This is a genomic window from Variovorax sp. Soil_C_19 (assembly GCF_057657255.1).
The window spans coordinates 531,235-548,585 of sequence record NZ_JBDGIV010000002.1 but is presented as its reverse complement, the minus strand read 5'-3'; the positions used below and the strand labels follow the sequence as shown (position 1 = coordinate 548,585).

General features: G+C 70.4%; 15 protein-coding genes. 1 reads left to right on the top strand and 14 read right to left on the bottom strand.

The window, feature by feature from the left end:
- Positions 1-15: 15 nt before the first annotated feature.
- Genes AC3A6R_RS07070 through AC3A6R_RS07060 form a run of 3 tightly spaced genes read right to left on the bottom strand, consistent with a single transcriptional unit; the run spans position 16 to position 4,619 of the window.
- Positions 16-675: a hypothetical protein gene (locus AC3A6R_RS07070; RefSeq protein ID WP_487864104.1), complete on the bottom strand. Its 660-nt coding sequence runs from the start codon at positions 673-675 to the stop codon at positions 16-18.
- On the bottom strand, positions 675-1,418 hold the full coding sequence (locus AC3A6R_RS07065; protein ID WP_487864103.1) for an ABC transporter substrate-binding protein: 744 nt from the start codon (positions 1,416-1,418) through the stop codon (positions 675-677). The genes AC3A6R_RS07070 and AC3A6R_RS07065 overlap by 1 nt, the downstream gene beginning before the upstream one ends.
- 45 nt (positions 1,419-1,463) lie before the next feature.
- Positions 1,464-4,619 carry an autotransporter outer membrane beta-barrel domain-containing protein gene (locus AC3A6R_RS07060; RefSeq protein ID WP_487864102.1) on the bottom strand — a complete coding sequence of 1,052 codons (3,156 nt, stop codon included), beginning with the start codon at positions 4,617-4,619 and terminating at the stop codon, positions 1,464-1,466.
- Between the two features lie 260 nt (positions 4,620-4,879).
- Here AC3A6R_RS07060 and AC3A6R_RS07055 point away from each other — a divergent pair, with 260 nt between their 5' ends.
- Complete coding sequence (locus AC3A6R_RS07055) at positions 4,880-5,227, top strand: hypothetical protein (RefSeq protein ID WP_487864101.1); 348 nt, start codon at positions 4,880-4,882, stop codon at positions 5,225-5,227.
- Between the two features lie 9 nt (positions 5,228-5,236).
- On the opposite strand, the gene AC3A6R_RS07050 is transcribed toward AC3A6R_RS07055, so the two are convergent.
- From AC3A6R_RS07050 to AC3A6R_RS07000, 11 genes are all read right to left on the bottom strand, one after another.
- Entirely contained in the window at positions 5,237-5,707 is a 471-nt protein-coding gene (locus tag AC3A6R_RS07050) for an N-acetyltransferase family protein (protein ID WP_487858327.1), read from the bottom strand.
- Between the two features lie 51 nt (positions 5,708-5,758).
- On the bottom strand, positions 5,759-6,736 hold the full coding sequence (locus AC3A6R_RS07045) for a CobW family GTP-binding protein (RefSeq protein ID WP_487864100.1): 978 nt from the start codon (positions 6,734-6,736) through the stop codon (positions 5,759-5,761).
- Positions 6,733-8,409, bottom strand: a complete 1,677-nt coding sequence (locus AC3A6R_RS07040) for an amidohydrolase (protein ID WP_487858325.1) — start codon at positions 8,407-8,409, stop codon at positions 6,733-6,735. The genes AC3A6R_RS07045 and AC3A6R_RS07040 overlap by 4 nt, the downstream gene beginning before the upstream one ends.
- Before the next feature lie 25 nt (positions 8,410-8,434).
- A complete protein-coding gene (locus AC3A6R_RS07035; protein ID WP_487864099.1) occupies positions 8,435-9,733 on the bottom strand; it encodes an NAD(P)/FAD-dependent oxidoreductase in 1,299 nt (432 codons plus the stop codon).
- Positions 9,734-10,762 (bottom strand): ABC transporter ATP-binding protein, encoded by a 1,029-nt coding sequence (locus tag AC3A6R_RS07030; protein ID WP_487864098.1) that lies wholly within the window; start codon positions 10,760-10,762, stop codon positions 9,734-9,736.
- Positions 10,759-11,772 (bottom strand): ABC transporter ATP-binding protein, encoded by a 1,014-nt coding sequence (locus AC3A6R_RS07025; protein ID WP_487864097.1) that lies wholly within the window; start codon positions 11,770-11,772, stop codon positions 10,759-10,761. Before AC3A6R_RS07025 ends, AC3A6R_RS07030 begins: the two co-directional genes overlap by 4 nt.
- Positions 11,772-12,632 carry an ABC transporter permease gene (locus AC3A6R_RS07020; protein ID WP_487858321.1) on the bottom strand — a complete coding sequence of 287 codons (861 nt, stop codon included), beginning with the start codon at positions 12,630-12,632 and terminating at the stop codon, positions 11,772-11,774. The genes AC3A6R_RS07025 and AC3A6R_RS07020 overlap by 1 nt, the downstream gene beginning before the upstream one ends.
- Complete coding sequence (locus AC3A6R_RS07015; RefSeq protein WP_487858320.1) at positions 12,629-13,603, bottom strand: ABC transporter permease; 975 nt, start codon at positions 13,601-13,603, stop codon at positions 12,629-12,631. The genes AC3A6R_RS07020 and AC3A6R_RS07015 overlap by 4 nt, the downstream gene beginning before the upstream one ends.
- Before the next feature lie 52 nt (positions 13,604-13,655).
- The gene (locus AC3A6R_RS07010; protein WP_487858319.1) at positions 13,656-15,251 is read right to left on the bottom strand and encodes an ABC transporter substrate-binding protein; all 1,596 of its coding nucleotides are present in this window, start codon (positions 15,249-15,251) and stop codon (positions 13,656-13,658) included.
- 199 nt (positions 15,252-15,450) lie between these two features.
- Positions 15,451-16,896: an NAD(P)/FAD-dependent oxidoreductase gene (locus AC3A6R_RS07005; protein ID WP_487864144.1), complete on the bottom strand. Its 1,446-nt coding sequence runs from the start codon at positions 16,894-16,896 to the stop codon at positions 15,451-15,453.
- Positions 16,897-16,920: 24 nt separating this feature from the next.
- Complete coding sequence (locus AC3A6R_RS07000) at positions 16,921-17,343, bottom strand: nuclear transport factor 2 family protein (protein ID WP_487858318.1); 423 nt, start codon at positions 17,341-17,343, stop codon at positions 16,921-16,923.
- Between the last annotated feature and the right edge of the window lie 8 nt (positions 17,344-17,351).

The following is a 17,351-nucleotide window of genomic DNA, read 5'->3' as shown; positions in this document are numbered from 1 at the left end:
GGGGCGGCGGCCGCATCACATCGGATCCGGCCCGTCCCACTCCACCCGGATCGGCCGCGCCAGCGGCCCGCCGCCTTGCTCGCGCATCCACTTCTGCGCGAACTCGCGCACTGTCTGCTCGGCGTTCTTCTGCTGCGCCGCGAGGTACGCGGGGCTCGCGCCGCGCCGCGCGAGTTCGGGGCCGAGGTGGCGCAGCGCCTTCTCGCGGTTGGCGGGCGCCGCGGGCGAGAGCAGGCTGCGTTCGGTCGTGACGATCTCCATCGTCGATGTGTCGAAGCCCACGGGCGCCTGCAACTCCAGCGGCGGCACCATGAGCCGGTAGTGGTCGCCGCGGGGCTCGAGGCGCCATTCGGCCGCGAGCGGAATGCGGTAGACGTAGCGGGCCTGCACGCGCACGCGCGAAACGGTGCGCGGCAGCCGGCTGCAGTCGAGGAGCGGGCATTCCCACGAGGTCTGCCAGCCGAACTCCTCGGCCTTGGCCATCTCGCTGACCTGCAGGTGGCCGCCCGGCGTGCGGATCAGTTCGATCTTGGCCGGGTCGAGCAGATGCACATGCTGCCCGGTCGTGCCGCCGAGCGTCGACGACAGCCGCAGCCAGCCGCCGATCACCGCGGCCGCAAGGGCACCGCCAAGGACGAAGGCCGCGACGGTCCGCTGGCCAGTCGTCATCGCCATCAGGCCGCGGGCGCGACCGACGCGCCCTGGATGCCGTGCCTGTGCAGCGCCTCGGCCACGAAGCCGCTGGCCTTCATTTCTTCGACGAACGCGGCGAGCGCGCCGGCCGCCGGCTCGCCGCGGCGCTTGGGCACGCCCATGGCCTGCTGGATCACCATGAAGCGCCCTGGCAGCAGGCGCAGGCCGGGGTGGCGGGCCTGGTCGGCCTCGAGCTGCTGCTTCACGCCGGCCGCGACCTCGAGGTCCTGGTCGAGGAAGGTCTGCACCACGGCGGGCGACGAAGGCGCGCGCACGATCTGCGCCTGCTTCAGTTCTCGCGTGAGGTAGAGGTCGTAGGCGCTGCCCTTGCCGACGGCCACGCGCATGCCCTCGCGATCGACCTCTTCGTTGCGCGTGAGCGCCGCGCCATCGCGCACGAGGTAGGCGCCCTCGATCAGCACATAGGCGGCGGTGAACGCGATCTCGGCGCCGCGCACCGGGTCGATCGCGAAGAAGCCGATGTCGGCGCGATCGGCGGCCACGGCCTCGACCGACTTGCCGGCGGTGTCGAACACCACCAGCTCGACCGGCACGCCGAGCTGCGCGCCGAACGCGCGCGCGAGGTCGATCGACACGCCGGCCGGCTCGCCGCTGGCGCTGTCGCGTCCGGCGAGGATCGGGTTGCCGAGGTTGATGGAGGCACGCAGTACGCCGTTGGGCGCGAGGGCCTGGACGATGTCGGGGGTGGTGGACGAAGAGGGCATGGCCCCCATTCTGAATTCATTTCAGCCCCGCGTGCGCATCACCCCTCACCAGCTGAACTTCACCCCCACGCTCGCGTTGATGCCGCTCTTGATGCGCGCATCGCCGCCCGACGCCCAAAGCTTGCCGACCTCCCCGTACACGCTCATGGCCGGCGTGAGCTGCAGCGTGGCGCCCGCGGCCAGCTCGGTGCTGGTGCCGCCGGTGCGCGTGGCGATGTCGGTGGTGCCCGACGGCCCGACGAAGCGCGTCACGTCGGTGCCGTTGCTGCTGCGGTAGAGGTTGAGCCGCGCATAGGGCTGCAGTGGGCCGGCGGCGGTGGTGAGTTCGCCCTTGACCCGCACGCCCGCGCGCACCAGCCAGCCGCTGTGGCTGTCCTGCTGCACGAGCGCGCCGACGATGCCGGTGTCGTCGAGGCTGACGCGCTGGTGCACCAGTTGAAGCTGGGGCTCGATGGTCCATTGGGGCGAGAGTCGGAACGCCTGGCCGGCCTCGATCGAAGCCAGCAGGCTGTGGCCCTTGCCCGAACTCGCCGAGCCGAGCGTGGTGCTCGCGGTGTAGCGGTGGCGCCCGCCCTGCAGCACGCCGTCGACGTAGAGGCCGCCGTCGTTCTTCCAGGTTGCGTAGGCGCCCAGGTACTGGCTGCGCAGATCGTTGCTGCCGACGGCAAAGCCGTGCAGGCCGCGTGCAAAACCGTTCACGCGCTGGGTGCCTTCGAGCTGGCCGACATAGACACCGACGCGCCAGTTCGGATCGGCCCACAGATCGGTGCCGGTCTGGATGCCCGTGAGGTGCCCTTCGCTCGTGGGGCTCACGGTGCCGGCCTGGCCGATGGTGCGGTCGGTGCGGATAAGCCGGGCCCAGGCCTGGCGGTGGCTTGGCTGCCCGGGCGCACCCGCGCTGCTGCTGCTTACGCCCATCACGCCGTCGTCGCCCACGCGCTGGTGCAGGTTGCCCACCATCGCGAGGTTGCCCTGGCGGAACTGCTCGGGCAGTGCCGCGAGCAACGGCACCTCGACGCGGTAGGTGGGAATGGTCACGCCACCGATGGCGCCGGGCGTGGTGCCGCCGGGGCTGGTGCGCGGCGGGCTCGGTTCTTCGCTCGGCGGCGGTGCGGGAGGGGCTGGCGGTCCCGGCGGTCCGGGGGGCGGCGGTGGGGGCGGTGGTGGCGGCGGCACGGTGACGCCCGAGCGCAAGTACCAGTTCTCGCCTGCGCCGGCCGCATCGGCCGCATGCAGCCGGTATTCGTAGGCGCCTGCATCGACATGGCCGCCCGCCAGCACGAAGGCGTCGCGCGTGGTCTGGGCGGTGGTGGTGGCGCCGTTCATCGCGGTCACCACCTCGATGCCGTTGCCGGTGGTCAGCGCGCCGAGGCCCGCGCGGTTGGTGATCTGAATGGCGGTGGTGCCGCTCGCGATCGCGGTGCAGCCGCTCAGGATCAGCCGGTCGCTCAGGCTGTTGCTCGCGCCGAGCGCGGTGCCCAGGCGCAGCGTGCCGCCGTTGCCGACCCAGGGGCCCTGCACGGTGAGCGTGGCGCCCGGCGTGCCGCTCAGGAGCGAGACGACGCCACTGTTGGTCATGGCGGCGACGGTCTGGCTGTGGTCCGCGAGGTCGAGCGTGGCGCCGGCGTCGACCACGACCGCGCTCGCCGGGCTCAGCGCGCCGGCTGCGCCCGCGCGCAGCGTGCCCGCCGCGACACGGGTGCTGCCGCTGTGGCTGTTGTTGGCCGCCGAGAGCGTCAAGGTGCCCGCGCCGTCCTTCACGAGGTTGCCCGTGCCCACGATCGTGCCCGACCAGCCCATTTCGCGGCCCTGGGTGTCGATGGTGCCCGTGCCGCCCAATCGCAGCGCGTTGGGCATGTCGATGCCGTCGGCGCCCGCGGCGATGCGGGCGCTCGAACCGACCTCGATCGCGATCGCGCCCTGCAGCGATGAACCCGCATTCACCGTCAGGCTGTTGCTGTTGCCGCCCGTGAACTGCACTGCCGGCGCACGCGTCAGGCCGTCGCCGCCCAGGCCGCCGGCAATGGTGCCGCTGTTCGCGATGGCCAGGTTCGCACCCGTCACGCCCGCGCCACCGGCACCGGGGGCACCTGCCGCGCCGCCGTTGCTGCTGGCGCCGCCGAGGCCGCCCGCACCGCCGGCGATGGTGCCGCTGTTGTCGATCGCCGCGCCGGCGCCGACGGACCGAAGCCCGGCGCCGCCGTCGCCGCCGCTGCCCGGTGCGCCGGAGCCACCCGCGCCTCCGCCGCCGGCACCACCCGCGCCACCGACGCCGCCCGTGATCTGGCCCGTGTTGTGGACGCTGGCGGCCGCGCTGCCGTCGAGCATGAGCCCGTGGCCGCCCGCGCCCCCGCCGCCGCCCGAGGCATTGCTGCGCGCCGGCAGCAGCTCGGCGCCGCCCGCGCCGCCGGCGCCTCCGAGCATGCTGCCGCTGTGGGTGAATGCGGTGCCCGCGGTCGCGGTGCGCAGGAGGAACCCGCTGCCGCCACTGCCGCCGCCGCCCGCTTGCGAAAAGGCGTTGCCGCCGTCGTCGCCCGCACCGCCGGTCGAAGTGCCCGCGGCAACGTGCGCCGCCAGCGGATCGAGCAGCGTCGCGCCATGGCCGCCGGCACCGCCGCCGCCCGCGGCCCAGTACCCGTTGCCGCCGGTACCGCCCGCGCCGCCCGTGTGGCTGCCGATCGAGGCCGGGCTGGCCGCACCCATGGCCAGGCCGATGGCCCCGCCACCGCCGCCGCCGCCATAGCCGTTTCCGTGGCCGAAGCCGCCGGTGTGCGATTCGCCTGCTGCGCCGTCGTCGCCCTGCAGCGCGCCCGGCATCACGAGAGTGGCACCGGCCCCCGCGGCGCCGCCCGCGCCCGCAGTGGCGCCGGCGAAGCTGCCCACGTTGGCGCTCGAACCGGCCATGCCGCCGGCTTCGGTCGATGCGCCGCCGTCGCCGCCCTGTGCGCCCAGGTTGCTATCGTTGAACCCGCCTGCGCCGCCGCTGCCGTCGCTGCCACCCGCGCCGGCGTGCAGCCTGGGGTCGCCCTGCGGTTCGCCGCCCGCACCGCCGGCCGCGATGCCCGCGCCGCTGCCGAGCAGCAGCACCGAGATGGCGACGGCGCGCGCACCAGCCGAACGGGCGTGCCCGTGCGCGCTCTCGGGAGCGGCCACGTAGGTGCCGAGTGTGGGGTTCCAGAGACTCCTGAAGATCTTGTTCATGGCGTTACCTTTGTCGCGTGTTGTTTCCGTCGTGCAGGGGCCCTGCATGGCCCGGTTCGCAACCGGGCCGGGCAGGGTCTGCCACCGTGAACCCACTGTAGGAATTGCCCCGTGCGCGGTCATGAGCCGTGCGCCCCTTGCGCAGGGAGACAAGCGTCACGCCCGCCGGGCCCGGGGCCCATGACAAAGCGCCTGCCGGACGGTTTGCTCGCTGCCTCGTCCTACAGGCGCGGCGCGGCGCTGCCCCGAGGATTCGGTGCATGAGCAGATCGATATTTGTGTGCCTGGGCGCGGCCGCGTGCTGGGCCGTCACCACCGCCGCGGTGGCCGAACCTCTGAAGCTGCCTGTGGACAGCGACGAGAAGGGCACGGTCTACATCGCGCCCAACATCAAGCCGACCGAGACGTCGGCCGTCACCCATGGCGCCACCGTGGGCGTACAGCGGCCTGACGGCAGCGGCACCTACATCGGCACCGACACTTCGATGCCCAAGCCGGTCTACTCGCTCGGCGCGAGCACGGGCGGCGACCTGTCGCTCTCGGGTGGCGTGTCTTCGGATGGCAAGAGCAACAACGGCGTCAAGGCCGGCGTCACCATCAAGTACTGACCCCGCGGGTCAGACCATCGTGGCGTAGACGATGAAGCCCTCGTGCGCGGCCACCTTGTCGTAGAGCGCGCGGCCGGCGCTGTTGGTGGTGTGGGTCTGCCAATAGACGCGGTGCGCGCCCGCGTGCTGCACCTGCGCGTACACGCCTTCGATCAGTTGCCGGCCCACGCCGCGCCCGCGCTCCGACGCGCGCGTGAACAGGTCCTGCAGGTAGCAGTTGGGTTCGATGCGCGTGGTGCTGCGGTGGAACAGGTAGTGGACCAGTCCCACGAGCTCGCCATCGCGCTCGGCCACGAGCGCATGCACCGGCTCGTAGGCATCGAAGAAGCGCTGCCAGGTGACGCGCGTGATCTCGTCGGGCAGCGCGGTCGGGCCCTCGCGTCCGTAGAACGCGTTGTAGCCGTCCCAGAGCGGCTTCCAGGCCGCGAAGTCCTCGGGCACGGGCGGGCGGATCAGGAGCGAAGATGAAGGCGTGGTCATGGTGGTCGCACGTTGAATGATGTCAACGCGCGATTGCACCACGGCCGGCGCTCAGTGGGTGTGGAAGAAGCCGGCGAGCGCCGCTTCGGGCAGTTGCCCGCGCAAACCGATGGCGACCACGGCGGCCTGCGCATCGCGTGGCGCGGGCGCACGGCGCACGCTGCCGTGGCGGCCGGCGAATTGCACTTCGGACCATTCGTCGCCTTCGGCGCTGCTGAGGCCGGTGCGCAGCCACCCCTTGAGCCGCAGCACGCCGGGCGGCATGTCGCGCAGCCATGCGCGCAGCGTGTCGGCGGAAATCGCCCCGGTGGGCTGCGCACTCCAGGTCTGGAACATGGCGCCGTGGTCGGGCGCGTGGTCATGGTCATGGCCGTGTGCAGGGCCATGCGCATGGTCGTCGCCACAGGCGGCGCATGCCGCGGTGGCCGGCGCCGGCAATCCGGACAGCAACGCCAATGGAACCGCCGACTGCACGGCCTCGATGCGCGGCGTGCCCGGCGCGGTGGCTTCGGCCCAGGCGTGCGCGGCCGCGAGCGCGGCGGCGTCTGCGAGGTCGGCCTTGTTGACGACGACGAGATCGGCCGAGGTGAGCTGGCGCGCCAGCGTGTCGGCGAGCAGCGGGTCGCGCGACTGCTGCGCCACCGCGCTCGCATCGACCAGCACCACCACGGCTTCGAGGCTCAGTTCGGGCGCGGCCATGCCGATCTGCGCGATGCGCCAGGGGTCGGACACGCCGCTCGCCTCGATCACCACCGCATCGAAGGGCGTGACCGACTCGATCACCTGCACCAGTGCGCGGCCCAGGTCGTCGCCGATCTGGCAACAGACGCAGCCATTGGTCAGCGCGACCGTGTCGCCGTGTGTGGCGGCGATCAGGTCGGCATCGATGTTGAGTGCACCGAAGTCGTTGACCAGCACCGCCATGCGCAGGCCCTGGGCTTCGCGCAGCCAGCGGTTGAGCAGCGTGGTCTTGCCCGCGCCGAGGAAGCCCCCGACGACGGTGAGCGGAATGCGGCGTACCGCCGTCATGCCTCGAACACGCGGCCCGACAGCACGGTGCCCCAGACGCGCACGTCTTTCAGCGCCGACGGGTCGACCTCGAGCGGATCGTCCTCGAGCACGCAGAAGTCGGCGCGCTTGCCGCACTCGATGCTGCCGATCTCGCCGTCGAGCTTCAGGGTCCAGGCCGGGCCGAGCGTGATCGCGTGCAGCGCCTGCATCACAGTGAGCTTCTCGCTCTCGCCGAGCACCCGGCCCTTGGGCGTGATGCGGTTCACCGCGCACCAGGCCGTGAACAGCGGCCCGAGCGGCGTGACCGGCGCGTCGGAATGGATGGCGAGCGGCACGCCGGCCGCGAGCGCGCTGCCGCACGCATCGAGCCGGTGCGCGCGGTCGGGGCCCATGGTCATCTCGTAGTGTTGGTCGCCCCAGTACCAGAGGTGGTTCGCGAACAGGTTCGCGCTGAGGCCGAGCACGGCCATGCGGCGGAACAGCGGCGCATCGATCATCTGGCCGTGCTGCAGCGTGTGGCGGTGGTCGCGCCGCGGCGCGCGCGCGAGCACGCGCTCGATGGCGTCGATGGCGGCTTCGCTGGCCTCGTCGCCGTTGGTGTGGGTGTGGATGGTGAGGCCGGCGCGGTGGTAGGTCTCGAAGTCGGTCTCGTACTGCGCGGGCGCCGTGACCCAGATGCCGTTGGGCGCGCCGTTGAAGTGCCCGGGCCAGCGCAGCCGCGCCGAGAAACCCTGGATCGAGCCGTCGAGCATCATCTTCACGAGGCCGTAGCGCAGGCGGTCGGTGTTGCGCTCCATCAGCGTCTTGACGTGCTCGGCGCCGGCCGGCGCCGCATGCGTGCCGTGGAAGGCCTGAAACGCGGGCAGCAGGCGGATCGACACGCTGTCGTCCGCGAGCGCGCGTTCGAGCACCTGCACGTCGTTCTCGCTGAGCTTGTTGACGAGGTCGGTCGCCGTGGTCACGCCCTGACGGCAGGCCAGCCGTGCGAACGAGCGCACGCCGGCTTCGGTCATGGGTGCGAGCAGGCCGGCGTTGTTGATCTTGCGCAGCACCAGGAACATGGCGGCGGGTTCCTGCAGCTCGCCCGTGGGCTCGCCGGCCTTGGCGTGGCCGGCTGCGAACTTGACGACGCCCTCGACATCGCCACCTTCACCGGTCAGGCGCGTGATCCCGGCCACCTTCAGCATCGCGCTGTTGGCGTTCATCAGGTGGCCGTTGGCATGCGAGATCACGATCGGCCGCGTGGCGCTCGCGCGGTCGAGGTGCTCGACCGTCATGCGCTCGCCGCCGAAATAGATCGGATCGAACCCCCAGGCGATCAGCGGCTCGGTCTCGGGCACGCCCTCGGCCGCCAGGCGCGCGGCGACCTCGGCCAGCCGCGCGACCACTTCGTCCATCGAGCGCAGGCCGGCCCAGATCTTTCCGTCGGGATCGCGCCGGTCGAACCAGCCGGTGTACGTCCACTCCCACATGCTGCCTTCCTTGAGGTGGCAGTGGCCCTCGACCAGGCCCGGCATCAGCACCTTGTCGGCGAAGCGCTCGTCGAGCGTGTAGTCGCCCCATTCGGCGCAGCGCGCCAGGTCGCCGACGGCAAGGATGCGGCCTTCGCGCACCGCCACGTGCGTGGCGCGCGGCTGCATGGGGTTCATGGTGAGGATGCTGCGGGCGGCGTAGACGGTGGTCTGGGTCATGGCAGTGAAGGAGTGGGGATGGTTGCTAGGTTGTATGTTCGGCCAGCTCGCGCCGCATGCGGCGCAGCGACCATTCGAAAGCCAGGCGGCGGATCGGTTCGGGCGGAATGAAGCCCGGCCGGCTGCGCTGCAGCGTCTCGTCGAGCAACGGCGAGCGAACGCCCGCTGCATGGTCCGCCAGCAGGCTGCCGAGCGCCGTCATCTTCAGGATGCCCGAGGCGTTGCAGCCGGCCACCGCATGCAGGCCCTCGGCGAGCTGGCGCACGATCGGCGCATCGTTGCGCGTCATGCCGACCGCGCCGCCCCAGGCATGCTCGAAGACATCGGCGGGCAGGCCCGGGTAGCGTTCGCGCAGGCCGGCCTGCAGCATCGTGCGCACCTGTTCGGGCGCGAGCTCGTGCTTGTACGAAAAGCCCAGGCGCAGCATGTAGCGCCGGCCCCCCACCTTGCGACTGGTGGCCTCCAGGCGCTCGACCGGCGTCACGCCCCATTCGGCCGCGCCGCCCAGTGCCGCGGCCTCGCTGTCGCTGAGGGCGCGCGTGAGCCCGGCATAGGTGAAGACGGCAAGTTGGCGCGAGGCGGCATGGCCGAAGCCGGGCAAATCGGTGCCGACGCACAGCAAGACCTGGCGCGCGCGCACGCAATGCGGGCCGACCCGTAGTTCGTAGCCCTGGCGCCGCTGCAGGCCGCTCACGGGGCTGTCGGTGTACAGGGCCACGTTCGGCGGCAGCGTGTCGACGAGGCCGTGCACCAGCTCGGCCGGCTGCACCAGCGTGCAGTTGCGCAGCCAGAGCGCCGCGGTGTAGCGCGCGGTGCCGAGTTCGTCCTTGATCTCGCCGGGCGCGAGGCGGCGGTAGTGCACGCCGTGCGCGTCGAGCGTGCGCGTCAAGGCTTCCAGATTGCGCGCGCCGAGCGCGGTCGTGGCGGCCTTGTAGTGGCCGATGGCCTGCCAGCCGCAATCGATACTGCCGCCCTCGACGAGGGTGCGCAGGTGCTGCATGCCGTGCGCGAGCAGCCGCGCCTGCCAATCGCGCATGGCAGGGTCGCTGCCGCTCGCGATCTTGGCGTAGGGCAGGTCGAGCATGAAGCCCGAGTTGCGGCCCGAGCTGCTTTCGGCCGGCTGGCCGGCGTCGAGCAGCACGATGCGTTCGTCGGGGTAGCGCAGCGCCAGCGCGCGAGCCGCGGCGAGTCCGGCGTAGCCGGCACCGACCACGGCGAAGCGCGCTTGCAGGTCGGCCTGCAGCGGCCCGCGCGGTGCGGCGCGGTGGCGCGCAATGGCATTCCAGCCGCTGGGCGTGTGGTATTGCCGGGGCGTGATCGACATTCAGGCCGGCAGTTGCAGCGGCGCCACGGGCTGGCCCGCGATGCTGTCCACACGCCGGCATCGCACCCAGTGGTCCGGCGCCACTTCGCGCAGCGGCGGCAGCTCGGCCGCGCACGCAGGCTCGGCCACCGGGCAGCGGCCGGCAAAGCGGCAGCCGGCCGGCGGGTTGATCGGGCTCGGCGGATCGCCCGTGAGCTTGATGCGCTGCGCGGCGCGCTGGCGTCCGCCGTGCACCGTCGGCACCGCCGACATCAGCGCCACGCTGTAGGGATGCAGCGGCCGCGCGAAGAACGCCTGGCGCGGTGCGCGCTCGACGATCTGGCCCAGGTACATCACCGCGATGTCGTCGCAGATGTGCTCGACCACGGCCATGTCGTGCGAGATGAACAGGTAGGTCAGGCCGAGTTCACGCTGCAGCCGTGCGAGCAGGTTCAGGATCTGCGCGCGGATCGCGATGTCGAGCGCCGACACCGGCTCGTCGCAGACCACGAGTTCGGGCTGCGTGGCGAGTGCGCGCGCGATGTTGATGCGCTGGCGCTGGCCGCCCGAGAACTGGTGCGGAAACAGGTGCTGCTGCTCGGGCCGGAGGCCCACCTGCATGAACAGCTCGGCCACGCGTGCATCGCGCTCGGCCGGCGTGCCGATGCCCATCAGGTCGAGCGGCGCGCGCACCGCTGCGCCGGCACGCTCGCGCGGATTGAGCGATGAGTACGGGTCCTGGAAGATGATCTGCAGCCGCCGGCGCGCCTGCCGCAGCGCCTCGCCCTCGAGCTTGCCGAGGTCGGTGTCGCCGAGGCGGATATGCCCGGCCGTGACCGGCGACAGCCGCATCACGGCGAGCGCGGTGGTGGTCTTGCCCGAGCCCGATTCGCCGACCACGGCGAGCGTGCTGCCGCGGCGCACCGTGAACGAGACGCCGTCCACGGCCTTGACCACCTCGGGCGGCTTGAACCAGCCGGACCGGGCGCGCGGAAAATGCACCTGCAGGTCGTCGACCTGTAGCAACATGTCTGGGGTCATCGCGTTCATGCCACCACCTCTTCTGCATGCAGCCAACAGGCCGCGCCGTGCGGCATGGCCTCGTCAGCGCCGAGTTCGAACATGGGCGGCACCTCGCTCGCGCAGCGTGGCATCGCATGCGGGCAGCGCTCGCGGAACGCGCAGCCGTGGCCCAGCTCCCAGATCGAGGGCACCACGCCGTCGATCTCGGCGAGGTCGTCGCGCCCCCCCCCGATGCTGCTGCCGAGCTCGGGCAGGCAGCCGATCAGCCCGCGCGTGTAGGGATGGCCCGGCGCGCCGAGCACCTGTTCGCAGCTGCCCTGTTCGATCACGCGGCCGGCATACATCACCATCACGCGGTCGGCCATTTCGGCCACCGCGCCCATGTCGTGCGTGATCAGCAGGATGGCCGTGCCCTTCTCGCGCTGCAGGTCGCGCAGCAGGTCGAAGATCTGGGCCTGCACCGTCACGTCGAGGGCGGTGGTCGGTTCGTCGGCGATCAGGATGTCGGGCCGGCAGGCCAGCGCCATCGCGATCATCACGCGCTGGCGCATGCCGCCCGAGAGCTGGTGCGGGTATTCGTGCACGCGCCGCTCGGGCGCCGGAATGCCGACCTGCTGCAGCATCTCGATGGCGCGCTGGTGCGCCGCGTTGCCGTCGAGGCCGGCATGCAGCCGCAACGATTCGGCGATCTGCTCGCCCACGGTGAACACCGGGTTCAGCGAGGTCATCGGTTCCTGGAAGATCATCGAGATGCGGTTGCCGCGCACCTGGCGCATGCGATCGGTGCTCGCGGCCACCAGGTCTTCGCCCTGGAACAGCACACGCCCGCCGCTGATGCGGCCCGGCGGCGACGGAATGAGCCTGAGCAGCGCCAGCGCCGTCATGCTCTTGCCGCAGCCCGATTCGCCGACCACGCAGAGCGTCTCGCCGGCGCGCAGTTCGAAGTCGACGCCGTTGAGCACCATGGCGCGGCCGCGGCGGCCGCTGAATTCGACGCGCAGGTCGTTCACCTGCAGCAATGCAGCTTCTTGTGTCATCAGCGTTCCCTCAGTTTGGGGTTGAGGGCGTCGTTGAGGCCGTCGCCGATCAGGCTCACGGCCAGCACGGTGATGAAGATCGCCGCACCCGGGAAGAGCACGGGCCACCAGGCGCTCAGCACGTACTGCCGCGACGAGCCGATCATCAGCCCCCAGCTCATCTGGTTGGGGTCGCCCAGGCCGAGGAACGACAGGCCGGCCTCGAACAGGATGGCCGCGCCGATCGCCAGCGTGGCCGACACCACCAGCGGCGGCAGTGCGTTGGGCATGATCACTTTCCAGATGATGCGCGCGTGGCGCGCGCCGATGGCGCGCTCGGCGCGCACGAACTCCAGCCCGCGGATCTTCAGGAACTCGGCGCGCGCGAGCCGCGCCGTCGAAGGCCAGCTCACGCTGCCGATCGCCAGCGTGACCGTGATCAGCGAAGGCGAGAACAGCGTGACCACCACCATCGCGAACAGCAGCGAGGGCAGCACCTGGAAGAACTCGGTCACGCGCATGAGCACCGCGTCGACGCGGCCGCCGTAGTAGCCGGCCATGGCGCCCAGCGTCACGCCGATGGTGACCGACAGCAGCGCGGCGATGGCGCCCACGGCCAGTGTGGCGCGCCCGCCGTGGATGATGCCGGTGAGCACGTCGCGGCCGAGCTGGTCGCTGCCGAGCCAGGCTTCTTCGGTGAAGGGCGGTGTCATCGGCGCCGTGATCATCTCGAACGGATCGGCCGGGTACACCCACGGGCCGACGATGGACACCAGCACGACGACGAGCAGGATCGCCATGCCGACGATGGCGGCCGGGTTGCGCATGAACATGCGCAATGCCTCGACGCCGGGATGTTCGACCTTGATGGTTTTGTTCATGAGGTCTTGATGCGTGGGTCGATCAGTCGGTAGCACAGGTCGGTGACCATGTTCATGACGATGACGACGATGGAGGAGAACAGCAGCACGCCGAGGATGGTCGGGTAGTCGCGCCGCAGCACCGAGTCGAAGGCCAGCCGGCCGAGTCCGGGCCAGTTGAACACCGTCTCGACCAGGATCGCGCCGGCCAGCACGTTGCCGAACTGCAGGCCCAGCACCGTGACCACCGGCAGCAGCGCATTGCGCAGCGCATGCTTGTAGAGCACCACGCTTTCGGCCAGGCCCTTGGCACGCGCGGTGCGGATGTAATCGGCGCCGAGCACGTCGAGCATCGACGAACGCGCGAGGCGGCTGTACTGCGCGAGGTAGATCACGGCCAACGTGACCGTCGGCAGCACCAGGTGGTGCAGCACGTCGAGCATGCCGCCCCAGAAGCCGTCGACCGGATCGGGCGAGCGCATGCCCGAGACCGGCAAGATCGGCCACACCGATGCGAACAACAGCACCAGCATGATGCCGGTCCAGAACACCGGTGCCGCGAAACCGACCAGCGACAGCACGGTGATCGCCTGCGACAACAGGCCGTTGGGCTTGCGTGACGACAGAACGCCGAGCAGCGTGCCGAGCACGAAGGCCAGGACCACCGAACTCAGCACCAGCAGCAGCGTGGCCGGTACGCGCTCGAGGATCATCTGCGAGACCGGCAGGTTGAAGTAGTACGAGTAGCCCAGGTCGCCGCTGGCGACCTTGCCGAGGTAGATGCCCAACTGCGTGAGGAACGGGCGGTCGAGGCCGTACTGCTTGCGCAGGTCGGCCATGAGTTCGGGGCTCATGCCGCCCGAGGCGCCGGCGATGGTTTCGACCGGGTCGCCCGGCGCGGAATGCACCAGCACGAAGTTCAGGACCACGACCGCCAGGACCAGCAGCAGGCCCTGGATCAGTCGGGAAGCGAGGAGGCGGAGGAAAGCCATCGTGGCGGCGCCGTTGTCGTTGTTGTCGTCGTCGTGGTGGTGGTCGCCGCGCCTACTTCAGGAACACCTCGTCGTACGGCGAGGCCGGGCCCCAGATGGTCGTCGGCACGTTGGCCACGTTCTTGCGCGTGGCCGTGTGGTAGGGCGAATCGTTGATGAAGATGATCGGCACTTCGTCGGTCACGATCTTCTGGAACGTGGCGTAGTAGGCCTTGCGCTTGGTCGGGTCGAGCAGCGTGCCGGCGGTGTTGAGCAGCTCGTCGACCTTGGGATTGGCGTACGACTGCGTGTTGGTCCAGATGATGGGCTTGATGTTGGTCGAGAGGTAGGTGCGGTGCACGCCGATCACCGGATCGCCCCAGTTGAACACCACGTCCATCGACAGGTCGAAGTCGTGCGTGGCAAGGCGCTTGGCCCAGGCCGGGAAGTCGGCCGAGGCGCGCACCTCCACCGTGACGCCGATCTTCTTGAGCTGCGCGCGCACGTACTCGGCCACGTTCTTCTGCTGGTCGTCGTTGCCCGGCAGATAGTCGATGGTCAGCTTGAGGCGTTCGCCGCCGTTGCCGGGCTTCAGGCCCGCTTCGTCGAGCAGGGCGGCGGCCTTCTTCAGGTCGAGCGGGTAGCGCACCAGGTCGTCGGTGGCGAACGGGCTGCTCGCCACGATCGGGCCGTCGGCCGGCGTCGCGAAACCGCCCATCAGCGCCTTGGTGATGAACTTCTTGTCGATGGCATAGGCAATGGCCTTGCGCACGCGCACGTCGTTCAACGGCTTCTTGGTGGTGTTGATCGCGAGCCAGTTGAGGGCACCGATGCCCTCGTAGCCCTTGTTGGTCAGCACCGTGTCGGTGCTGGCCTTGAGCCGTCGGAGGTCGGTGGAAGTCGACACGTAGGGCAGCATCTGGATGTCGCCGCGCTCCAGGCTCAGCACGAGGCTCGACGCATCGGGCACGATGTTCAGCACGACCTTGTCGAGGTAGGGCTTGCCGGGCAGGAAGAACTTGTCGAAGCGCTCCATCACCACGCGCCGGCCGGCCTGGAACTCGACGAGCTTGAACGGTCCCGAGCCGACCACGTCGTTGCTGTTGCGCGGATGATTCTTCAGGTCGGTGCCATCGCCGTAGATGTGCTTGGGCAGGATCGGCGCGAGCGCGGGGCTCATGGCCAGCAGGATCGCCGGGTGCGGCGTGCTCATGCGGATGATGGCCGTGTGCGCATCAGGCGTGTCGACCTTCTCGACCGGTGCCAGCATGGTCTGGAACGGATGGTTGGCCTTGATCGCCATGATCGAGAACGCCACGTCGGCCGAGGTCACGGGCTTGCCATCATGGAACACCGCGTTCTTGCGCAGGTTCAGCGTGAGCGACATGCCGTCGTCGGCGAGCTTCCACGACTCGGCGAGGTAAGGCTGCGGATTCCACTTGTCGTCATAGCGCAGCGGGCTCGCGAACAGCTGCGCCGACGGGATCGCCGTGGCCGTGCCCGACTGGACCGCGCCGTTCAGGTGACGCGGCACCTGGGTGTAGCCGACCACCAGCGTGCCGCCGCGCTTGGGTTCCTGCGCAACGGCCGGCAGGGGCACGAGCGCGCTGGCGCCGAGCAATGCCGCCGACAACAAGACACCGCGGCGATGGGATAGCAAATGGAACATGGATCGACCTCCTGGAACTTCTGTGGATTGGGACGCCCTTGCGGGCCGCACTCGACGATAGGCGCAGGTCGAGCGGGACCGAAGAGCCAACCGTAGCCAAGTTGAAGGGCCAGAAGGCACGGGTTTGCCCCGTTGTGTGGCGGTGCGATGCGCCACTTCGGTGAATGCACCTCGGCCGCGCGGCCGAGAGTGTCAACAACTACTTTTCGTCGCGCAGCCAGTACCACTTGTAAAGCATGCGCTGGCCGATGCGGCGGAATGGCGCGAAGGCCGGCGACTCGACCAGCCCGAGCACGTTTGGAAAGGGCAGCGGCGAGTGGTAGATCGGCAGTTCGAAGACCTCGCGGCCCGCGTCCTTGCCCGCGATGCGCTCGGCCAGGCGCTTGCCGGCCCAGGTCGAGAACGAGACGCCGTTGCCGCCGTAGCCCACGGCATACCAGATCGACTTGTCGCTGTCGGGCTGCGCGATGCGCGGCATCATGTCGTGGCTCACGTCGACCCAGCCCCACCACGAGTAGTCGATGCGGATGCCCGCGAGCGGCGGGAACTTGCGCGCGATCGCATCGGTGAGCAGCTTCAGGTGCATCGGATGCTCGGCGTCGGCGCCGCTGACGGCGCTGCGGCTGCCGATCTGCAGCCGGTTGCCCTTGAGCAGCCGGTAATAGAAGCGCAGCGTGCGCGTGTCGGTCAGGAAGGTCAGCGACTTGAAGTTGGTGGCCTGCAGTTCCGACTCGGTCAGCGGCCGCGTGACCACCGAGTTCGAGAGGATCGGCATGATGCGGTTCTTCAGCGCCGGATTCAGCGCCTGGCCGGTGTAGCCGCCGGTGCATACCGCCACACGGCGCGCGCGCACCACGCCGCCGGGCGTGCGCAGGTGGTGCACGCCGTCGATCGTCTGCCAGCCCTGCACCGGGCTCGAGGTGTGCACCGTCACGCCGAGGCCGCGCGCCTTCTGCAACAGGCCGAAGGTGAACTTCAGCGGATGGATGCCCACCCCTTCGGGTTCGAACATGGCGCCGCAGGCCTCGCGCTCGTCGCAATAGTCGCTTCGCACCTCTTCGGCCGTGAGCATGCGCGTGCCGTAGCCGAACTGTTCGCGCATCAGGCGCGCCTCGGCTTCGAGCACCGGGAGCTTCTCGGGCCGGTGCGCCAGATAGAGATGGCCACCGTCGAAGGCATCGCAATCGATCTGGGTGGTGAGATGCTTGAAGTTCTCGAAGCCGCCGCGAATCTCGGCGTCGAGCCGCCGCGCGGTGTCGATGCCCCAGCGCTCGATCCATTGCGAACGCTTGAGCCGGCCGCTTGCGTTTTGCCCCTGGCCGCCGCTGCGGCTCGAGCAACCCCAGGCGGCCTGGTTGGCCTCGAGCACCGTGGCCCGGATGCCGTGCTCCTGCGCGAGATAGAGCGCGGTCGACATGCCCGTGGCACCCGAGCCGATGATGGCCACGTCGACGTCGATGTCGTTGTGCAGCGGGCCGTCGTCCTCGGGCGGCGTGCCGGCGCTTGCCACCCACCAGGTAGGCGCATAGGCGCGGCCCGCGCCCGGATCGGACGCGACCAGCGGGTCGTAGCGCGGGTCGTACGGCCGGCCCGTGGGCTGCGGTTCGGACGACGCCGGGGAGAACGCGGCAGTGCCGGAAGGCATGGTCATGGGGTGGCTCCGCGGCGGCTACTTGGCAGCGGGCAGGTTGGGGCGTGCCTTGCGGAACACGTTCTTCAGGTGGATCTTTCCGCCGCGGAACGTGAACACGTCGATGCCGTCGCTCTCGATGCGGCCGCCGTCGGCCGCGGTGCCGGTGAAGGTCCATTGCGAGGTGCCGAAGTCGCCCTGCACGAAGTGCTTGCCGTTGGTCCACTGCGCATCGGGCACCGCCTCCCAGGCTGCGGCAAAGGCGCGGCGCACCGCTTCGGTGCCGACGTGGCGCGTGCCGCAGGCATCGGGGCCGGCGGCGGTCTGGAAGATGCAGTCGTCGGTCATGAAGGACATCAGCGCGTCGATGTCGTGGCGGTTCCAGGCGTCGCTGAACGCGGCGAGGGTGTCGGTGGTCACGGTGGATGAATCGACTGGGGATGAAGATGGCAGTGCAGTCACGCAAGGGC